Genomic DNA, 14,918 nt, shown 5'->3' with positions numbered 1-14,918 from the left:
CCCCTCCTCAGGAGGGGGTGTGAACCCCTACGAGGAGGGGGTGAGAACCCCTCCCAGGAGTAATGAGGAGCCATCACAGGACTCATGGGAGGAAGAACGGGCTGGCGTAGGACCTCAACCACAGGACGCGCGCGCGAGCGACGAAGAACCGATCAAGGTCTACTGCCGCAAGTGCCAGGGTCTGCTCCCGCCGGATCGGTACTGCCCCAGCTGCAAGATGATCGATCCACCCGGGATCTACACCGTGGGCTGGAGGCGGCCGTGACCAACTCTTGGCCGCCCGCCGAGCTGCCGGGCCTCGCCGTCTCGTTCGGCTCGTACGACTCGGATACGTCCCGCTGGGTGCGGAAGTCCACCGCCGTCTACCGGTGCACGTGTGGATTCCGCCGTACGGCCGAAGGCGCGCGGGACGTCGCCTTGTTCACCGCCGCAGTGCCGGAGCGGCACCGCGCGTCCTGCCGCCACCACACCACCCTGGAGGCTTGATGGCCGACATCGTCTTGTCCGCGGCTGAGACCGCTGCCCTTGCCACCCACGAGGCCATCATCGAGCGGGACTTGGCCGCCTTCCTTCGGGTGGGCAACTCCTTGGTCGTGATCCGCAACCAGCGGCTGTACCGGGCCGAGCACAGGACCTTCGAGCAGTACTGCCGTACGAAGTGGGGGTTCGGTCGGCGACGCGCGAACGAACTGATCGCATCCGCCGAGGCGGTGGGCGCAATTGCGCCCACCGGGCTTCCCGCTCCCTCCAACGAGGCGCAGGCGCGTGAACTCGCCCGCGTCCCCGAGCTGGAGCGCATGGAGGTGTGGGCGGAAACCGTAGAGCGCACTGACGGCAAACCCACCGCCGCCGCCGTCCGCGACACCTACGAGCAGCGACAGCAGCACCCGGCCCCGGACGATGCTGACCTGTTCGCGGGCGAGGACTGGATCCAGCATGACGATTCCGGCTCCGAGCGGGCCGCCACCCTGCCCGTTCCCTCCCGTCCTCAGCGCGAGCCCGTCATGCTCACCCTCCGCACGCACACCGGCGAACCCGTGCCCTACCCGAAGCCCAGCGGCAAACCTACCTTCAACAGCACCCCCGGCATCTCCTGGGCCAACTGGTCGTGGAACCCGGTCACCGGCTGCCTGCACGGCTGTACCTACTGCTACGCCCGCGAACTTGCCAACAGCGAGCGGCTCAAGGCGTCGTACCCGGCCGGCTTCAATCCGCTGTTCCATGAACAGCGCCTCGACGCACCCGCCCCCACTGTCATCCCCGCCGAGTTTCGCGACGACTCTCACCAGGCGTGCCCGGACGGCGAGTGCGAGATCTGCGCCTGGCGCCGCGTGTTCGTCTGCTCCATGGCCGACCTCTACGGCCGATGGGTCCCACAGGAATGGATCGACCGCGTCCACGCCTCCATGCTCGCCTCACCGCAGTGGCAGTACATCCTCCTGACCAAGTTCCCGGACCGGTACGTCGGCCTCGACATGCCGCCCGGCGCCTGGGTCGGCACCTCGGTGGACGAACAGAAGCGCGTACGCATCGCCGAACGAGCCTTCCGCGAGATCCGCGGCGTCACCAAGTGGCTCTCTCTCGAACCCCTCCGAGAGCCCTTGGAGTTCACCGACCTGTCGATGTTCGACTGGGTCGTCATCGGCGCCCAGACCCAGACACAGCAGCCAGACGGCACCGTGCCCGCATTCGCGCCGCCCTTCGAATGGGTCGCCCGCATCGTCGTCCAGGCCATCGACGCCGGGTGCCGCGTGCACCTCAAGCCCAACTTGCGATCCGCGCCGGGTATGGAGTGGCTCGACCAGTACCCGCTCACCGAGTTCACGGAGCCCTCATGACGCGCTACTGCCCGGTGTGCTGGTCGGAGATTCCCGACGTGCCGTCCGAAGTGCCGTTGCGTACCTGCTCCATCGCCTGCCGCAACCGCCTCGAGGCTGCTGCCCACCGGCTCCTGGACGCCATCACCGCCGAGACGACCGAGCCCACGGACGACGACGAAGGAGCCGGATCGTGATCAACCGTCGCGCTGTCGTCACGGGCAGCCGCTTCGCTCCCTGTGTCCCCGAGGGGGCCGTGTACGCGGGCCGTGAAGCCCCGTACCTGAAGCGCTCCCCGTACGCCAACCCGCACGTCGTCGGCACCGAGGGCCGGAAACCCAAGCCGTGCCAGGTGCCGGCCTGCGAGGGCGCGGTGCACGACCGTGCCGAGGCGCTCGCCCTGTACGCCGCCCACCTCGATGCGCACCCCGAACTCGTGGACCAGGCCGCCGCCGAGCCCGCGCATGTCCAGTTCGCCTGCCGCTGCAAGCCGAGCCTGCCGTGCCACGTCGACGTGCTGCTGGCCCGCATCGCCGCCCGGACCGAAGGGAGTCCCACGTGACCGACCAACCGCTGTTCCCGGCGCCCCCACGAACCGAGCCACCTCAGCGCGGCTTCCGGTACGAGGTCTTCGACGAAGACGCCGCCTTCCTCGAGGGCTTCGACGATATCGAGACGGCCGCGGACACCTGGTGCCCGTACGAGTCGTGGCTCGTCGACAGCGACGCCCGCCGCGCGTACGAGCCCGGCGACTGGCCGATCAACGGCAACCCCGCCATCGGAGTCGCGCTCACCAACGAAGGGGCCACCTCGTGACCAGGAAGGCCGCCCCGGCGTCGCCCATGGCCGCGTACGCCGCCCGGGCCCGCGAACTCCAGCGGCTCGCCGCGGTCGGGTCCGCGCGCAGGAAGAGCGCCGGAGTCGCCGCGATCGCCCTGGACGGCGTGCGCTCCCTCGAGGGCGCCCGGCGCCGCCTCCAAGCGCACCGGATCCCGACCGAGATCCTCACCGCCGCAATGGAGTTGCTCGACCAGCTCTAGCACGGCGACGACCCCGACGGCCAAGGAGACGAACCATGCCCATCCCCCCCTGACGCCCGCTCAGCTACGGGCGTTGGCCTGCCAGGACTGCCCCTCCGAGATCTACGTGTCCCGCGGCAAGGGGCTGTTCGGCGTCGTCCTGGTGGTGGCCGTGGAGCACGAGGACAGCTGCCCCTGGCTGGCCCGCTACGCGCCCGACGGCACCGTACGGGCCACCCCTCACGGTGTCGTCATGCACAACGCGCGGACCGCGTAACCGGCCTGCACTGCGGGTATCCTGAGTACGCCGGAGTCAGGCAACTGCCGTTCGGCGTCATTCGGGGCCCCTCGTGGTCGGGCAACTGCCCGGCGAGACCCCCGCGGTGTGAGGCATGCGCCCGCCGCCCCTTCCCTCATGACGCCCGAAAGGCATGTCCCCATGGACGAGATCACCCTTGTTGTGTCTGACCTGTTGGAGCAGGCGGCCACTCGAAGCGACGGCGGCGAGCACGTGGCCGGGCGGCTCCGCGCGATGAGTTCTCGCGAGCGCCAGCGCATCCACCACCACGTGCTCGAGCGGTGCGCCATGCTCGAGGGCTACGAGCGGCGCAGCCAGAACCAGGAGCACCAGTTCGCCGCATACAAGGCGCTGGGCGAGGAAGTCCGCGGCGCGGAGCGTGACCACCTGCGCGCGTTCGTGGCCAGCGGCCAGGCGCGCATGGAGCGCGGCGGACCTTTCGAGCCTGGCGCACCGGCAGAGGAGCCGATCGCCGTAGCGGCGGCGCGCCACCTCAACGGCGACGCCGACCGGCGCCGCGACGAGACGCTGCAGCTGCACCCGCTCGGCTCCCTGAGCGGCCCCAGCTGCGTGACGCGGCCATGCGCACCCTCGACGGCGCCGTACGCGCCCGGACCCTGCCGGAGTACGCCGCGGAGCGGGTGGAGAAGCTGCTGCGCCACGAACCCCCGCAGGGCCAGACCCTCACCGCCCGGTGGGCGGTCACCACGGGCGCTGAGGCGTACCGCAGCGCGTTCGCGAAGCTGTGCGCCGACCCCGAGCGCGGACACCTGCTGTGGACGCCGGAGGAGGGCGAGGCATACCGGCGCGTCGCCGAAGTCCAGGCCGAGATGCGCGCCATGAGCCTCTCCGACCCCGCAGGCGGCTACATGGTGCCGCTCACCCTGGACCCGTCGATCCTGCTCACCTCGAGCGGCTCGACCAACCCGCTGCGGCGGATCTCGCGCAACGTCGTGACCGCAACTGACCAGTGGTCCGGCGTCACGTCCGCGGGCGCCACGGCGGAGTGGAAGGCGGAGGCCGTGGAAGCCGCGGACGGCTCCCCGACCCTGGCCAACCCGCCCATCCCGGTCTACTTCGGCGACAGCTTCGTGCCGTACTCCTTCGAGGTCGGCATGGACGCGGTCAACTTCCTCGGGGAGCTGCAGCGCGTGCTCGTCGACGCTGCCGACCAGCTGATGAACACCGCCTACACGCTCGGCACCGGCACCGGGCAGCCGACCGGCATCATCACCGGCCTGGTCGGCTCTCCCTCGATCGTCAACACCGCCACCGCCGACACGCTGGTCGCGGCCGACGTCTTCAAGGTGCAGAACGCGCTGCCGCCGCGGTTCTCCGCGAACGCGCAGTGGTGCGCCAACATCGCGATCATCAATACGATCAAGCAGTTCGAGTCCGCGGCGGGATCGCTCAAGTTCCCCGAGATCGCCGACGGGCGCCTGCTCGGCAAGCCACTGAACGAGCTGTCCAACATGGACGGCACGTTCGAGGCCGCAGCGAGCAACCCCATCCTGCTGTACGGAGACTTCCGCAACTTCGTGATCGTCGACCGCATCGGCACCCAGCTCGAGTTCATCCCGAACCTGGTCGGCGCCAACCGCCGGCCCACGGGCCAGCGGGGCGCGCTGCTGTGGTTCCGCACCGGCTCCGACTCCGTGGTGGACAACGCGTTCCGCCTGCTCGACGCCTGAGGCCAGCGCACCGGGACAGCAGCACTGACCAGACTCCCGCGCCGGACGGGATGGCGGCGCGGGACCGCGGGGCAGGCAGGTGGCCACCACGACAGCCACCTGCCTGCCCCGCCCTGACCACGCGAAGCTCTGAGCACTTCGATCTCCGCGAACGCTTGATCAGAAGACGATCAAACCCAACGACTCAACCGCGCTGCACCCAGGCAGCGCACGGCAGGCACCCGGCACCCGCCGCAGCCCTCCCTCACCATGCAGCCAGCGCACGCACCACTGCATAAGCCACTGCATAGCACTGCATAGTGGATCAGCACACTGCATAGCGCTGCATAACCATGCATGACACCCATGCACTGCGAAGCGTCACAACAACGTGCGAACCATGACACACGGTGCACGGGAGGGGGGGCACCCCACCCTCGAGAAGATCCACTGACCTGGCGACCCCGCTCCGCTGCTGATCTTGTTCCTGTACGGGTCTGGGGCTTATTCCGGCGAAGCGAAGACCGGCCAAATAGGCCCGCATACCCATGCAAGATTTTTTATGCAGCTTGTTTGTATGGATATGCACCCTGCATAGGGGTGCTGAACTGGTCCCATTCGGACCGGCGATCACTCCTCGCCGCCGTTCTCGGCTGGCTCCTCCGGCCGCTGCTCGGCGACGTAGCTGCCGCGCTGGGGAATGGTGATTACCCATCCCTCGGAGCGCAGCAGAGCGACGGCCTGCCGCGCGGTGTCCCTGGCGATTCCGTAGTCGGCGACCATCTTCGACTCGGACGGGATCGGGTCCTTCGGGCGGAGCTCGCCGGACTGGATCCTCGCGCGAATGACGTGTGCCACCTGCTTGTAGATGGGTGTCGGGTCGAAGCGATCGATCTCCATGACTAGGACGTTAGATATGTCCCCCACGCTGCGCATATGGGCAACGTTGTAGACGTCCTAGACAAGATGCCGCTACGGTCGAGGAACGAGAAGACCCCGGCGACCGCGCAAACGGCCCCGGGGCATGGCCAACGCTTCAAGGGAGCGTCGACATGCGACACCGTACCGCCCGCCCACCCACCGCTGAAGATCAGGTACCGGTCGACCTCGAGACGATGCGTGAGACCGTTGACCGGCTCCTGGACCCGGACGCCGTACCCGAGGTGCTGCCGCCGGCCGCCGACGAGCTGGAGACGCTGACGCTCCAGATGCGCGGCCACCTCGAGTTGCTGATTCCCGAGGTCGAGCAGGCGGCCGCCAGGCTGTCGAGTGACAGCATCCCGCGCTACTGCGCTCTTGCCTGCGTGGGTGAGGCGCGCGACAGGCTCCGCGCCGCGCCGCGCGCCGGGCGGTGAGGTGGCGTACGCCAGGCGTCTCGCCCGCGCGCTGAAGGCGCTCATGGACCACTTCGAGGCGCTGGGGAAGACCGCGCCGTAGACGCCCGTCTGGCCAGGCTCCGCAAGAACTGGTGAGATGGGACCGCCCGCCCCGTTGAGGCCTCCGCAAGAGACTCGGTGGGGCGGGTCTTTGTGTGCCCGTCAGACGGCGCGGAGGTGGTGGCGGTCGGATCGCCGCGGTGCGCCGCACGATGCGCCACCCTGGAGGACACGGAGCACGGGCCGCTGCGGCGCACTCTCCTCCGGCTCTGGGTCTCCGGCGAGCAGCCCGCGAAGGAAGGTCAACTGCGCGCGGTCGGCGCGCGCCATGCGGGAGACGTCGGCGAGCTGCTGCTCGAGCACCTCGAGGCGCTGCGTCAGGTCTGCCGCGTTCACCGCTGCTCGCCGCCCTCGCACGCGGTGACGAGGTCCATGAGGATGCGGACGGCCTGGCCGACGTGCTGGTTGTCGCCGCGCTGCTAGCCGTGCGCGTCGAGGACGTGGAAGACCTCGAGGATCAGGCCCCAGGTGAAGCGGTCTGCGCTCTCGCCTGCGGGTGCGGGGGTACGGTTCATCGTGGGTCATCTCCTGCTGGATCAGGGGGTGATCAAGGGCCTGTCCGGTGTTGGCGCACCGGGCGGGCCCGCTGTGTTCCAGAGGCTGCGCTGCCCCCGGCTATTGCCGCTCCTTCTCTCGGGTGTGAGAGATGAAGATCGGGTCCCCTCCGGGGTACGTCACTGTGACGTCGTGCTCCATGTGCGCACCCAGTAGAAAAGACGCTTCATAGACTCTGTCGACGCACACCGTCCAGGTCCTCTTCACCGACGCCCCGGGGGCGATCGGGGTCAGCAGCGAGTCCGTGGACTTTACCGTCGCCCAGTCGATCCCGAGCAGCCCGATGATGTGCGTGCCGAAGGTGACCGTGCCCGAACGCACCGCGCTCTCCCCGGTGTTGTGCAAGGAGAGGGCCACCTTCTCGCACCACCGCCGGTCCGTGGGTTCCCGTACGGGTTCGCCAACGCTCAGCGCGGCCGGCCCACCCGGTGTCGCACGAGGGGCGGTTGCCGTCGGGGTGGGCGAACCCGCCTCCGTGGGTGCGGAGTCGGTGGCGCGGGCCGTGGGCACAGTGCTGTCGGTGGCGCCGCCCGGGTCGTAGGACGCAACGGACGTCGGTCCCGGGGCGGGTGAGGTGCCGGACTCGGTGGCCGGGCGCCGCCGTACCCCCTCCCGGGGGCCCTCCGCTGTTTCCAGGGGTACGAGCGTCACGTTCCCGGTCGGCGCCACCGCCGCGCCGGACGCGACAGGGGTGCCGCCCGCGGGCCCGACCGCGACGTATCCGTCGCCGCTCGAGCCCCCCGCGTACGCGGCCAGAATGCCGCCCAGACACACGACCGCCGTCGAGGCACCGATCACGGCCCCTCGACGGCCCCGCAACCACGTCGCTCGAAGCATCGCGCCAGTGTGGCTGACGCCCCGTCAATTAGGAAGCCCCGGGCGGACCGGACGCCCCCGGACACCGCCCCGGCTTCCCCCGCGCCTCAGTCCGAGATGAGGCCTTCCCGCAGCTGCGCGAGCGTGCGGGTCAGCAGTCGCGAGACGTGCATCTGCGAGATGCCGACCTCCTCGCCGATCTGCGATTGCGTCATGTTCGCGAAGAAGCGCAGCATGATGATCCGCCGCTCGCGGGGCGGGAGCTTGGCCAGCAGCGGCTTGAGGGACTCGCGGTACTCCACGCCCTCGAGGGCCGAGTCCTCGTAGCCGAGGCGATCCGCGAGGGAGCCCTCGCCACCGTCGTCCTCGGGGGCCGGGGAGTCGAGCGAGGACGCCGTGTAGGCGTTGCCCACAGCGAGGCCGTCGACCACGTCCTCCTCCGACACGCCCAGCACGGCGGCGAGTTCGGGAACCGTCGGGGAGCGGTCCAGCTTCTGCGACAGCTCGTCGCTGGCCTTGGTCAGGGCCAGGCGCAGCTCCTGGAGGCGGCGGGGTACGCGCACCGACCACGACGTGTCCCGGAAGAACCGCTTGATCTCGCCCACGACCGTCGGCATCGCGAAGGTCGGGAATTCGACGCCCCGTTCGCAGTCGAAGCGGTCGATCGCCTTGATCAGCCCGATCGTGCCGACCTGGACGATGTCCTCCATCGGCTCGTTGCGGCTGCGGAAGCGGGCGGCCGCGTACCGGACGAGCGGGAGGTTCAGCTCGATGAGCGTGTCCCGGACGTAGGCGCGCTCCGGGCTGTGCTCGTCGAGCGTGGCGAGCCGCAGGAAGAGGGAGCGGGACAGGGTGCGGGTGTCGATGGCCTCGTGGGCGGACGGAAGGTCCTGGGCCTCGGGCGCCGGAACGGTCTCGGTGCTCGGAAGGTCCTGAGGGGCCTGAAGGTCCTGAAGCACGTCGGGCGCGGAGTCGCTCTGCATGAGCGTGAGCACCTTCGAGCTGCCCTGGTCTGCGGACATGCCACCCCCTTTGGGTCGCGGGACGGTCGCGGCGGACGCTCCCGTCGTAGGGAACGCAGCCTCCACCTGAATACCGGCTGCGAGGCTGCGGCAAACGCGCTTCCGGAAGAATGTCACATGTCGGCAACGCGCTGTAGCGACATGTCGACATGCACGATGTGAAAGCGCCCTGGTTGGAAGTGTTCTGATGGTTTTTCGGCAGATATCTATCGGGAAAAGCCTCTGCGGGCGATTCGCTCTCGCGGGTTATGCATCGATCCTGTTTGCGGATCGGAGCCGTGCGAAACTCCTGGCGAGGAGTCTTGACACATGCATCTGGGAGACTCCCAGTTCGGCGCTGATCTGCGACTGGGTCAGATTGCTGTAGTAGCGCAGCAGGAGGATCCGCTGCTCCCGCTCGGGCAGCTGGACGAGCAGATGCCGGACGAGGTCGCGGTGCTCGACCCCGTCGAGCGCGGGGTCCTCGTAGCCGAGTCGGTCGAGCAGTCCCGGCAGTCCGTCGCCCTCCTGGGCGGCCTCCAGCGAGGTCGCGTGGTAGGAACGGCCCGCCTCGATGCAGGAAGTCACCTCCTCCTCCGTGATGCGCAGCCGTTCGGCGATCTCGGCGGTGGTGGGCGAGCGTCCGAACGTCGTCGTCAGATCCTCGGTCGCGCTGTTGACCTGCACCCACAGTTCGTGCAGCCGGCGCGGGACGTGGACCGTTCGGACGTTGTCGCGGAAGTAGCGTTTGATCTCGCCGACCACGGTCGGCATCGCGAAGGTCGGGAACTGCACGCCACGCTCGGGGTCGAAGCGGTCGATGGCGTTGATCAGGCCGATGGTCCCGACCTGGACGACGTCCTCCATGGGCTCGTTGCGGGAGCGGAAGCGCGCGGCGGCGTAGCGCACGAGCGGGAGGTTCGCCTCGATCAGCGCCCCGCGCACGCGATGATGTTCCGGCGTGCCCGGTTCCAGTCCCTTGAGCTCGGCGAAGAGCATCTGCGTGAGGGCCCGGGTGTCGGCGCCGCGGCGCTTCTGGTCGGTGGCGGCCGGTGTGGATTCCGGTGGCGGGGCGTCGGTCGTGGTGGATCCCTGGGGGCTGCCGGGTGCGGGGGTCGGAGCCTCGTCCTGGGGTGGCGCGGTACTGGCCGACACGGTCAACGCCACCTCTTCATCCATCCACGCATCCGTCAAGTCGCCGTCAAAAGCGGTCATAGCATCACAAGAAATGGACACTGTGTGCAAGCACCGCATAACGCCGTGTTGTGGGAGAGTTGGGGCATATCACGCAGAAAAGCCCCCACCGTTTCCGGTGGGGGGCTCTGCGGGTGGTGTCGCCCTGAATCCGTGGGCGGTGTCGCTCAGATTTCGTAGTCGGCCATCACCCAAGTGGCGAACTCGCGCCACAGCGCGACGCCCGCCTGGTGCGCCGGGTGCTCGAGGTAGCGCTGCAGGGCGTCCGTGTCGTCCACCGCCGAGTTGATCGCGAAGTCGTAGGCGATGGGCCGGTCGCTGATGTTCCAGGCGCACTCCCAGAAGCGGAGCTCGTCGATCAGGCCGCCGAGCCTCTCGAAGGCGCGCGCGCCCTCCACGACGCGCGGGTCGTCGCGCTGGACGCCCTCGTTGAGCTTGAAGAGGACCAGGTGCCGGATCACGGGCGCTCCCAGGGTGACGACGACGGTGGCCGCCCGGCCCGCAGAAGCCTCACTCGGCCCCGTTGGCGATCCACGTCATGAAGTGGCCGATGGCCTTGGCGGCATTCGAAATGCCCTCGAACCCTATCTGGACGTAGTCGGCGGCCCTGGCCGGATCGGTGATGATCACGTAGAGCACGAAGACCACGACCGCGTACAGTGCGATCTTCTTTCCCGGTACCGCCACCGCGGCCTCCCCCGTCTTCTCCGCCCCGCCGGGCCCCTTCGCCGGCGGCGAGTCTAACGCGGCCAGGTGTTCGGGTCTCGCAAAAGATCACGTATCCACCGTGTCCTCACGCGGCTCTTCCCACCCAGCTCACCTTCGCCGCGCTGTCCTCGGTGGTGCTGCACGGGCTGTTCGTGGCGACGCAGACCGTACGCCACCGCGACTGTTTCCTTCCGATCACCCGGCAAGGAGAGGTGATCACCGCGGAGGACCACGCCAACCCGCCCTCCGCCCGCGTCGCGGCCCTCAGTCTCGGGTTGCTCGGCCTCGCCCTCGTCGGCGTCGTCGGGCTCGCCAAGGGTGTGTCGCCCACCATCGAGTCCGGCGTGGCGGCGGCCGACATGCCGCAGGACGTCGTCGGTGTGGTCATCGCGCTGCTCGTGCTGCTGCCGGAGACCATCGCGGCGCTGCGGTCGGCGCGCCGAGACCGCGTCCAGACGAGTCTCAACCTCGCCCTCGGCTCGGCGTGATGGCGCTCCCTTCCGGTGGCCTGGCGGAGGATCCCGCGCGTCGGCACAACAGGGCGCACCAGCCAGGGTGTCCGATGGCTCGACGTGGGCATTCTCAGGCGTCCTGCGGATACCAGCGCAGTTCCACAGTGTTGCCGTCCGGGTCCTGCACATAGAGGGAGACCGCGGTGCCCTGGGCGCCGAAGCGCTCTCCGGGACCGTCCAGCACCGTGAAGACGCCGGAATCGATGACCTGCTGCCAGTCGAGCGGTTCGACCACCAGGCAGATGTGGTCGACGTTGAAGCCCTCCGGCCGCTCGGCGGGCGCCTTGACGAGGTCGATGATGGTGGTGGGGCTCACCCGCACGGACGGGAAGGAGACCTTGCCGGCCCGCCACTCCTCCACCCGCACCGGCTGCAGGCCCATCGGGCCGGTGTAGAAGGCGAGTGAGCGCTCGATGTCGGCGACGCTCAGGACGAGGTGGTCGAAGGCGATCACGCGCATGGATGTCTCCGCAGGGTCGGGGCGCCGGGGCGCCGGTGGCGGTACGACGGGGTCGGCGGCTGCGGACCTGACCGGTCCGCGGCGGCTGGTCGCCGGTTGCCGTGGCCTGCCGCTGAGCTGAGCATCGCGGAGCAGGTATCCATCGGTCCAACGCATGTTTGTCATGTGATCCATCGCGTTTCACCATTGATCAATGGATCTTCAGCAGATGCGATACGTCCTCGCGGTGGCGGAGACCGCCAGCTTCACCCGCGCCGCCGAACGGTGCCACATCGTCCAGTCCGCGCTCAGCCACCAAGTGGCCCGGCTGGAGAAGGAACTGGGCGCCCGGCTGTTCGATCGGACCAGCCGCCGGGTGCGGCTGACCACTGCCGGGGAGGCGTTCCTGCCGTCCGCCCGCCAGGCTCTGGAAGCGGCCGAGCGGGCCCGGGCGGAGGTGGCGGCGGCCACCGGTGAAATACGGGGCACACTGACCGTCGGATCGATCCCCACCGTGGCGGCCGTCGATCTCCCCGCGGTGCTCCGGGACTACCGCCTGCGCTACCCCCAGGTAGGGATCAGTCTCCGGGCGGGCTCCAGCGAGCGGTTCGTCGAGCAGGTGCGCGACGGCAGACTCGACGCGGCATTCCTCGGCGTACAGCCCGGATTCCGGCCGCAGGGCGTCCGTGACAAGGAACTTGCCCACGGGCACCATGTCGCGGTGGTCGCGCCCGGCCACCCGCTGGCCGCGGAAGATGAGGTGGACCTTCGCCTCCTCGCCGAAGAGGTGTTTGTGGACTTCGCCGACGGCAGCGCCGCCCGCGCCCAGTCGGACCAGGCGTTCGCGGCGGTCGGCCTGCGGCGCGAGGTTGCCTTCGAGGTGTCCGGCATCGAGCTCATGGTCCGGATGGTCCGCCATGGATTGGGCATCGCCCTGCTGCCCGCGGCGTTCGCCGCCGAACTGCACGGACTGCGGTGTGTACCGATCACCAACGGGCCGATACGGGTCGAGCGCCTCATCTGGGGCCGGTTCACCCCGTCACCCGCGGCCTCCGCTTTCCTTTCCCTGTTGGGCGTCTCCATGCCGTCCCCGCCCGCCTGACCGTCGTGGGCGAACGGCAGGCGACGTGGGCGGTGGTGAAGGCGGCCACGACGAGGAAACGGCGGCGTTCGACGGCGGCGTGGCCCAGGTCGGTGGCGAGGTCGGCGCCGACCTTGCCGACCCCCTCCGGATGCGTCCGCTGTACGCACGGAACCACACGGAATCACAAGTTCCGTTACAACCCTTGGGCCGGTCTGCGTGTCGTATGGGGCGCCCCCCGCTCCATCTACTGGGAGAAGCACGTGTACAACGGCATACGCCGCGCCGCCGCGGTCGCCTTCGCCGCCTCCGCCCTTGCCCTGGTCGCCGCCTGTGGAGGCGGTGCCGCGGACGACAAGGACGCCAACCCGAGCGACGAGACTTCGGCCGCCTCCGAGCCGACATCTGAACCGATGAGCAGCCGTGCGGCGGAGAAGGCGCTGCTGGTCGACAGCGATCTTCCGAAGGGCTGGAAGCGGGACCCCCAGCTGGTCATCGACGGTGAGGCCGCTCCAGAAGACCTGCTCGCCAAGCCGGCCGACGCGGCCTGCCAGCTGCTGGTGGACCTCTTCAACACGGGTCGGATCGACGCCGACTACAAGGCGAACGCCCAGGCGGTCTTCCTCAAGGGCAAGAACATGGTCAGCCAGGATGTCAGCGCCTACTCGCCCGACCAGGCGAAGCGCGCGATGACCGCCCTGGGCAAGGCCATCGACGAGTGCGGCACGTTCGACTCCAAGTTCGGGGGCGGGAAGGCCAAGGTCACCACCAAGCCCCTGGAGGTGGACAAGGTCGGCGACGAGACGCTCGGCTTCAGCCTCAAGGTGGAATACGGCGACGACATGGTGGTGGACGTGGAGTACGGCGTGGTCCGCGACGGGGCCAACACCACCAGCGTGCAGAACAACTGGGTTGACGACCGCGGCATCGAGGCCTTCGAGAAGGGCCTGGCCAAGGCCGCCGAGAACCTGCGCGCAGCTCGGGACTGACCGTCCGGGGGCCTGCCGGGTACGGTCTCGGGCCCAGCACAGCTTGTGGCCGGCCCTGGCTGCGACACGTGGTAGGGGCCGGCCCAGGCGTCGACCGGATGTCGCGCTCCGCGACATCCGCCTCGTAAGGGTGGCGGTCAGGCACGGGCCTGGCGCGCAGGTCACTCCAGCTGTGGAAGCCGGCAGGTCACCGGCCCATCTCGACTGAGGCGAACCGGTGTTGACCGCCCTATGTGGCACGGCTGCGGCACGCGCCGAGCGACCAGGCGCTCTAGGGCAACCAAGGAACCCACGGTGTTGCCATGGGGGCGATGTTGCCCGGAGGAGGCCGGTGGGACTCCGTGGGCAGCTGAGTCGCCACCGGTGCGTGTGGTGTGCTCGGGCGGTTGGGCTCATGAGCTGGGTGTCAGTTGCTGTTCGGCCCAGATGACTTTGCCGTCCGCCGCGTAGCGGGTCCCCCATCTGCGGGACAGCCGCGAGACGAGGAGGAGGCCGCGGCCGTTCTCGTCGGTGGTACGGGGGTGGCGCAGGCGTGGGTGGCTGTTCCCGGCGTCGGAGACCTCGCAGGTCAGCAGCTCGTGCCGGATGAGGCGCAGGCCGATGGTGCCGTTGCCGTACCGGATGGCGTTGGTCACCAGTTCGCTGACGATCAGTTCCGTGGACTCGACCAGGTACTCCAGTCCCCACTGCTTCAGTTGGCGGGTGGCCAGAGCCCGGGCCCGGCCGGCGACCGTCGGCTCGGCCGGCAGCCGCCACGAGGCGATCTGGTCCGGGCCGAGTGCACGGGTCCGTGCGAGGAGCAGGGTGACATCGTCGCTCGGTGCCTTGGCGGGCAGCGTGTCGACGGCGAACGAGCACAGGTCTTCCAGCGGGAGGCCGGGTCGTGCCAGGGCGGCGGCCAGTCGGTCCATGCCGACGTCGATGTCCTGGTCGCGGTCCTCGATCAGCCCGTCGGTGTACAGGGCGAGCACGCTTCCCTCGGGCAGGTGGAACGTGACGGACTCGAAGGGGACCAGCCCGAGGCCGAGCGGGGCCCCGGTGGGCAGCTCGGGGAAGGTGACGCGGCCGTGCGGGTCGATGACCGCGGGTGGCGGGTGGCCGGCCCGGGCCATCGTGCAGCACCGGGTGGTCGGGTCGTAGACGGCGTACAGGCACGTGGCGGCCATCGTTGCGGTGGCCGGCTCCTCGGGGTCGGCGTCCTTCTGGGCCAGGCGGACGACGAGGTCGTCCAGGTGGGCGAGCAGTTCATCGGGAGGCAGGTCCATGTCGGCCAGCGCCTCCACGGCCGTGCGGAGTCTGCCCATGGTCGCCGCCGCGTTGATGCCGTGCCCCACGATGTCGCCGACGACCAGGGCCACCCGGGCACCGGACAGCGGGATCACA

The 14,918-nt window shown here is 69.4% G+C and carries 21 protein-coding genes and 1 pseudogene; 12 read left to right on the top strand and 10 right to left on the bottom strand.

Annotation, left to right across the window (positions count from 1 at the left end):
• Positions 1-261: 261 nt before the first annotated feature.
• The 7 genes from VXC91_RS34575 (at position 262) to VXC91_RS34545 (ending at position 3,113) form a co-directional block, all read left to right on the top strand.
• On the top strand, positions 262-486 hold the full coding sequence (locus tag VXC91_RS34575) for a hypothetical protein (RefSeq protein WP_329511317.1): 225 nt from the start codon (positions 262-264) through the stop codon (positions 484-486).
• Entirely contained in the window at positions 486-1,838 is a 1,353-nt protein-coding gene (locus tag VXC91_RS34570) for a DUF5131 family protein (RefSeq protein WP_329511316.1), read from the top strand. The genes VXC91_RS34575 and VXC91_RS34570 overlap by 1 nt, the downstream gene beginning before the upstream one ends.
• Complete coding sequence (locus VXC91_RS34565) at positions 1,835-2,014, top strand: hypothetical protein (protein WP_329511315.1); 180 nt, start codon at positions 1,835-1,837, stop codon at positions 2,012-2,014. The genes VXC91_RS34570 and VXC91_RS34565 overlap by 4 nt, the downstream gene beginning before the upstream one ends.
• Positions 2,011-2,379, top strand: coding sequence for a DUF4326 domain-containing protein (locus VXC91_RS34560; protein ID WP_329511314.1), 369 nt, complete (start codon positions 2,011-2,013; stop codon positions 2,377-2,379). Before VXC91_RS34565 ends, VXC91_RS34560 begins: the two co-directional genes overlap by 4 nt.
• Complete coding sequence (locus tag VXC91_RS34555; protein ID WP_329511313.1) at positions 2,376-2,633, top strand: hypothetical protein; 258 nt, start codon at positions 2,376-2,378, stop codon at positions 2,631-2,633. The genes VXC91_RS34560 and VXC91_RS34555 overlap by 4 nt, the downstream gene beginning before the upstream one ends.
• Complete coding sequence (locus VXC91_RS34550; protein ID WP_329511312.1) at positions 2,630-2,857, top strand: hypothetical protein; 228 nt, start codon at positions 2,630-2,632, stop codon at positions 2,855-2,857. The genes VXC91_RS34555 and VXC91_RS34550 overlap by 4 nt, the downstream gene beginning before the upstream one ends.
• 73 nt (positions 2,858-2,930) lie before the next feature.
• Positions 2,931-3,113 carry a hypothetical protein gene (locus VXC91_RS34545; protein ID WP_329511311.1) on the top strand — a complete coding sequence of 61 codons (183 nt, stop codon included), beginning with the start codon at positions 2,931-2,933 and terminating at the stop codon, positions 3,111-3,113.
• A gap of 57 nt (positions 3,114-3,170) precedes the next feature.
• On the opposite strand, the gene VXC91_RS34540 is transcribed toward VXC91_RS34545, so the two are convergent.
• Positions 3,171-3,674 carry a hypothetical protein gene (locus VXC91_RS34540; protein WP_329511310.1) on the bottom strand — a complete coding sequence of 168 codons (504 nt, stop codon included), beginning with the start codon at positions 3,672-3,674 and terminating at the stop codon, positions 3,171-3,173.
• Positions 3,675-3,715: 41 nt separating this feature from the next.
• Here VXC91_RS34540 and VXC91_RS34535 point away from each other — a divergent pair, with 41 nt between their 5' ends.
• Positions 3,716-4,825: a phage major capsid protein gene (locus tag VXC91_RS34535; protein WP_329511309.1), complete on the top strand. Its 1,110-nt coding sequence runs from the start codon at positions 3,716-3,718 to the stop codon at positions 4,823-4,825.
• A 609-nt stretch (positions 4,826-5,434) separates the two neighbouring features.
• Here the strand turns inward: VXC91_RS34535 and VXC91_RS34530 are convergent.
• Entirely contained in the window at positions 5,435-5,704 is a 270-nt protein-coding gene (locus VXC91_RS34530) for a winged helix-turn-helix domain-containing protein (protein WP_329511308.1), read from the bottom strand.
• Positions 5,705-5,856: 152 nt separating this feature from the next.
• Here VXC91_RS34530 and VXC91_RS34525 point away from each other — a divergent pair, with 152 nt between their 5' ends.
• The gene (locus tag VXC91_RS34525) at positions 5,857-6,159 is read left to right on the top strand and encodes a DUF6415 family natural product biosynthesis protein (RefSeq protein ID WP_329511307.1); all 303 of its coding nucleotides are present in this window, start codon (positions 5,857-5,859) and stop codon (positions 6,157-6,159) included.
• 183 nt (positions 6,160-6,342) lie between these two features.
• Here VXC91_RS34525 and VXC91_RS34520 read toward each other — a convergent pair whose 3' ends face one another.
• The 6 genes from VXC91_RS34520 to VXC91_RS34495 form a co-directional block, all read right to left on the bottom strand.
• A complete protein-coding gene (locus VXC91_RS34520) occupies positions 6,343-6,576 on the bottom strand; it encodes a hypothetical protein (RefSeq protein WP_329511306.1) in 234 nt (77 codons plus the stop codon).
• Positions 6,577-6,855: 279 nt separating this feature from the next.
• Positions 6,856-7,632 carry a hypothetical protein gene (locus VXC91_RS34515; RefSeq protein WP_329511305.1) on the bottom strand — a complete coding sequence of 259 codons (777 nt, stop codon included), beginning with the start codon at positions 7,630-7,632 and terminating at the stop codon, positions 6,856-6,858.
• A gap of 86 nt (positions 7,633-7,718) precedes the next feature.
• On the bottom strand, positions 7,719-8,633 hold the full coding sequence (locus tag VXC91_RS34510) for an RNA polymerase sigma factor SigF (RefSeq protein ID WP_329511304.1): 915 nt from the start codon (positions 8,631-8,633) through the stop codon (positions 7,719-7,721).
• Between the two features lie 246 nt (positions 8,634-8,879).
• Entirely contained in the window at positions 8,880-9,791 is a 912-nt protein-coding gene (locus VXC91_RS34505; protein ID WP_329511303.1) for an RNA polymerase sigma factor SigF, read from the bottom strand.
• A gap of 182 nt (positions 9,792-9,973) precedes the next feature.
• A complete protein-coding gene (locus tag VXC91_RS34500; RefSeq protein WP_329511302.1) occupies positions 9,974-10,267 on the bottom strand; it encodes a Dabb family protein in 294 nt (97 codons plus the stop codon).
• 49 nt (positions 10,268-10,316) lie between these two features.
• A complete protein-coding gene (locus VXC91_RS34495; protein WP_329511301.1) occupies positions 10,317-10,493 on the bottom strand; it encodes a hypothetical protein in 177 nt (58 codons plus the stop codon).
• A 125-nt stretch (positions 10,494-10,618) separates the two neighbouring features.
• Between VXC91_RS34495 and VXC91_RS34490 the strand changes: the two are divergent.
• Positions 10,619-10,999, top strand: a pseudogene (locus VXC91_RS34490) (ionic transporter y4hA); the annotation flags it as partial.
• A gap of 97 nt (positions 11,000-11,096) precedes the next feature.
• Here VXC91_RS34490 and VXC91_RS34485 read toward each other — a convergent pair.
• On the bottom strand, positions 11,097-11,486 hold the full coding sequence (locus VXC91_RS34485) for a VOC family protein (protein ID WP_329511300.1): 390 nt from the start codon (positions 11,484-11,486) through the stop codon (positions 11,097-11,099).
• Between the two features lie 193 nt (positions 11,487-11,679).
• Here VXC91_RS34485 and VXC91_RS34480 point away from each other — a divergent pair, with 193 nt between their 5' ends.
• Positions 11,680-12,567, top strand: a complete 888-nt coding sequence (locus tag VXC91_RS34480; protein WP_329511299.1) for a LysR family transcriptional regulator — start codon at positions 11,680-11,682, stop codon at positions 12,565-12,567.
• Positions 12,568-12,809: 242 nt separating this feature from the next.
• A complete protein-coding gene (locus VXC91_RS34475) occupies positions 12,810-13,535 on the top strand; it encodes a hypothetical protein (protein ID WP_329511298.1) in 726 nt (241 codons plus the stop codon).
• A gap of 392 nt (positions 13,536-13,927) precedes the next feature.
• Here the strand turns inward: VXC91_RS34475 and VXC91_RS34470 are convergent.
• A partial coding sequence (locus VXC91_RS34470) for an ATP-binding SpoIIE family protein phosphatase (protein ID WP_329511297.1) occupies positions 13,928-14,918 on the bottom strand: 991 nt, incomplete at its 5' end.

This window comes from Streptomyces chiangmaiensis (assembly GCF_036281785.1).
Lineage (GTDB): Bacteria > Actinomycetota > Actinomycetes > Streptomycetales > Streptomycetaceae > Streptomyces > Streptomyces chiangmaiensis.
Note: the sequence above shows the minus strand (reverse complement) of the source record. Positions and strands in the feature narration are given on the sequence as shown.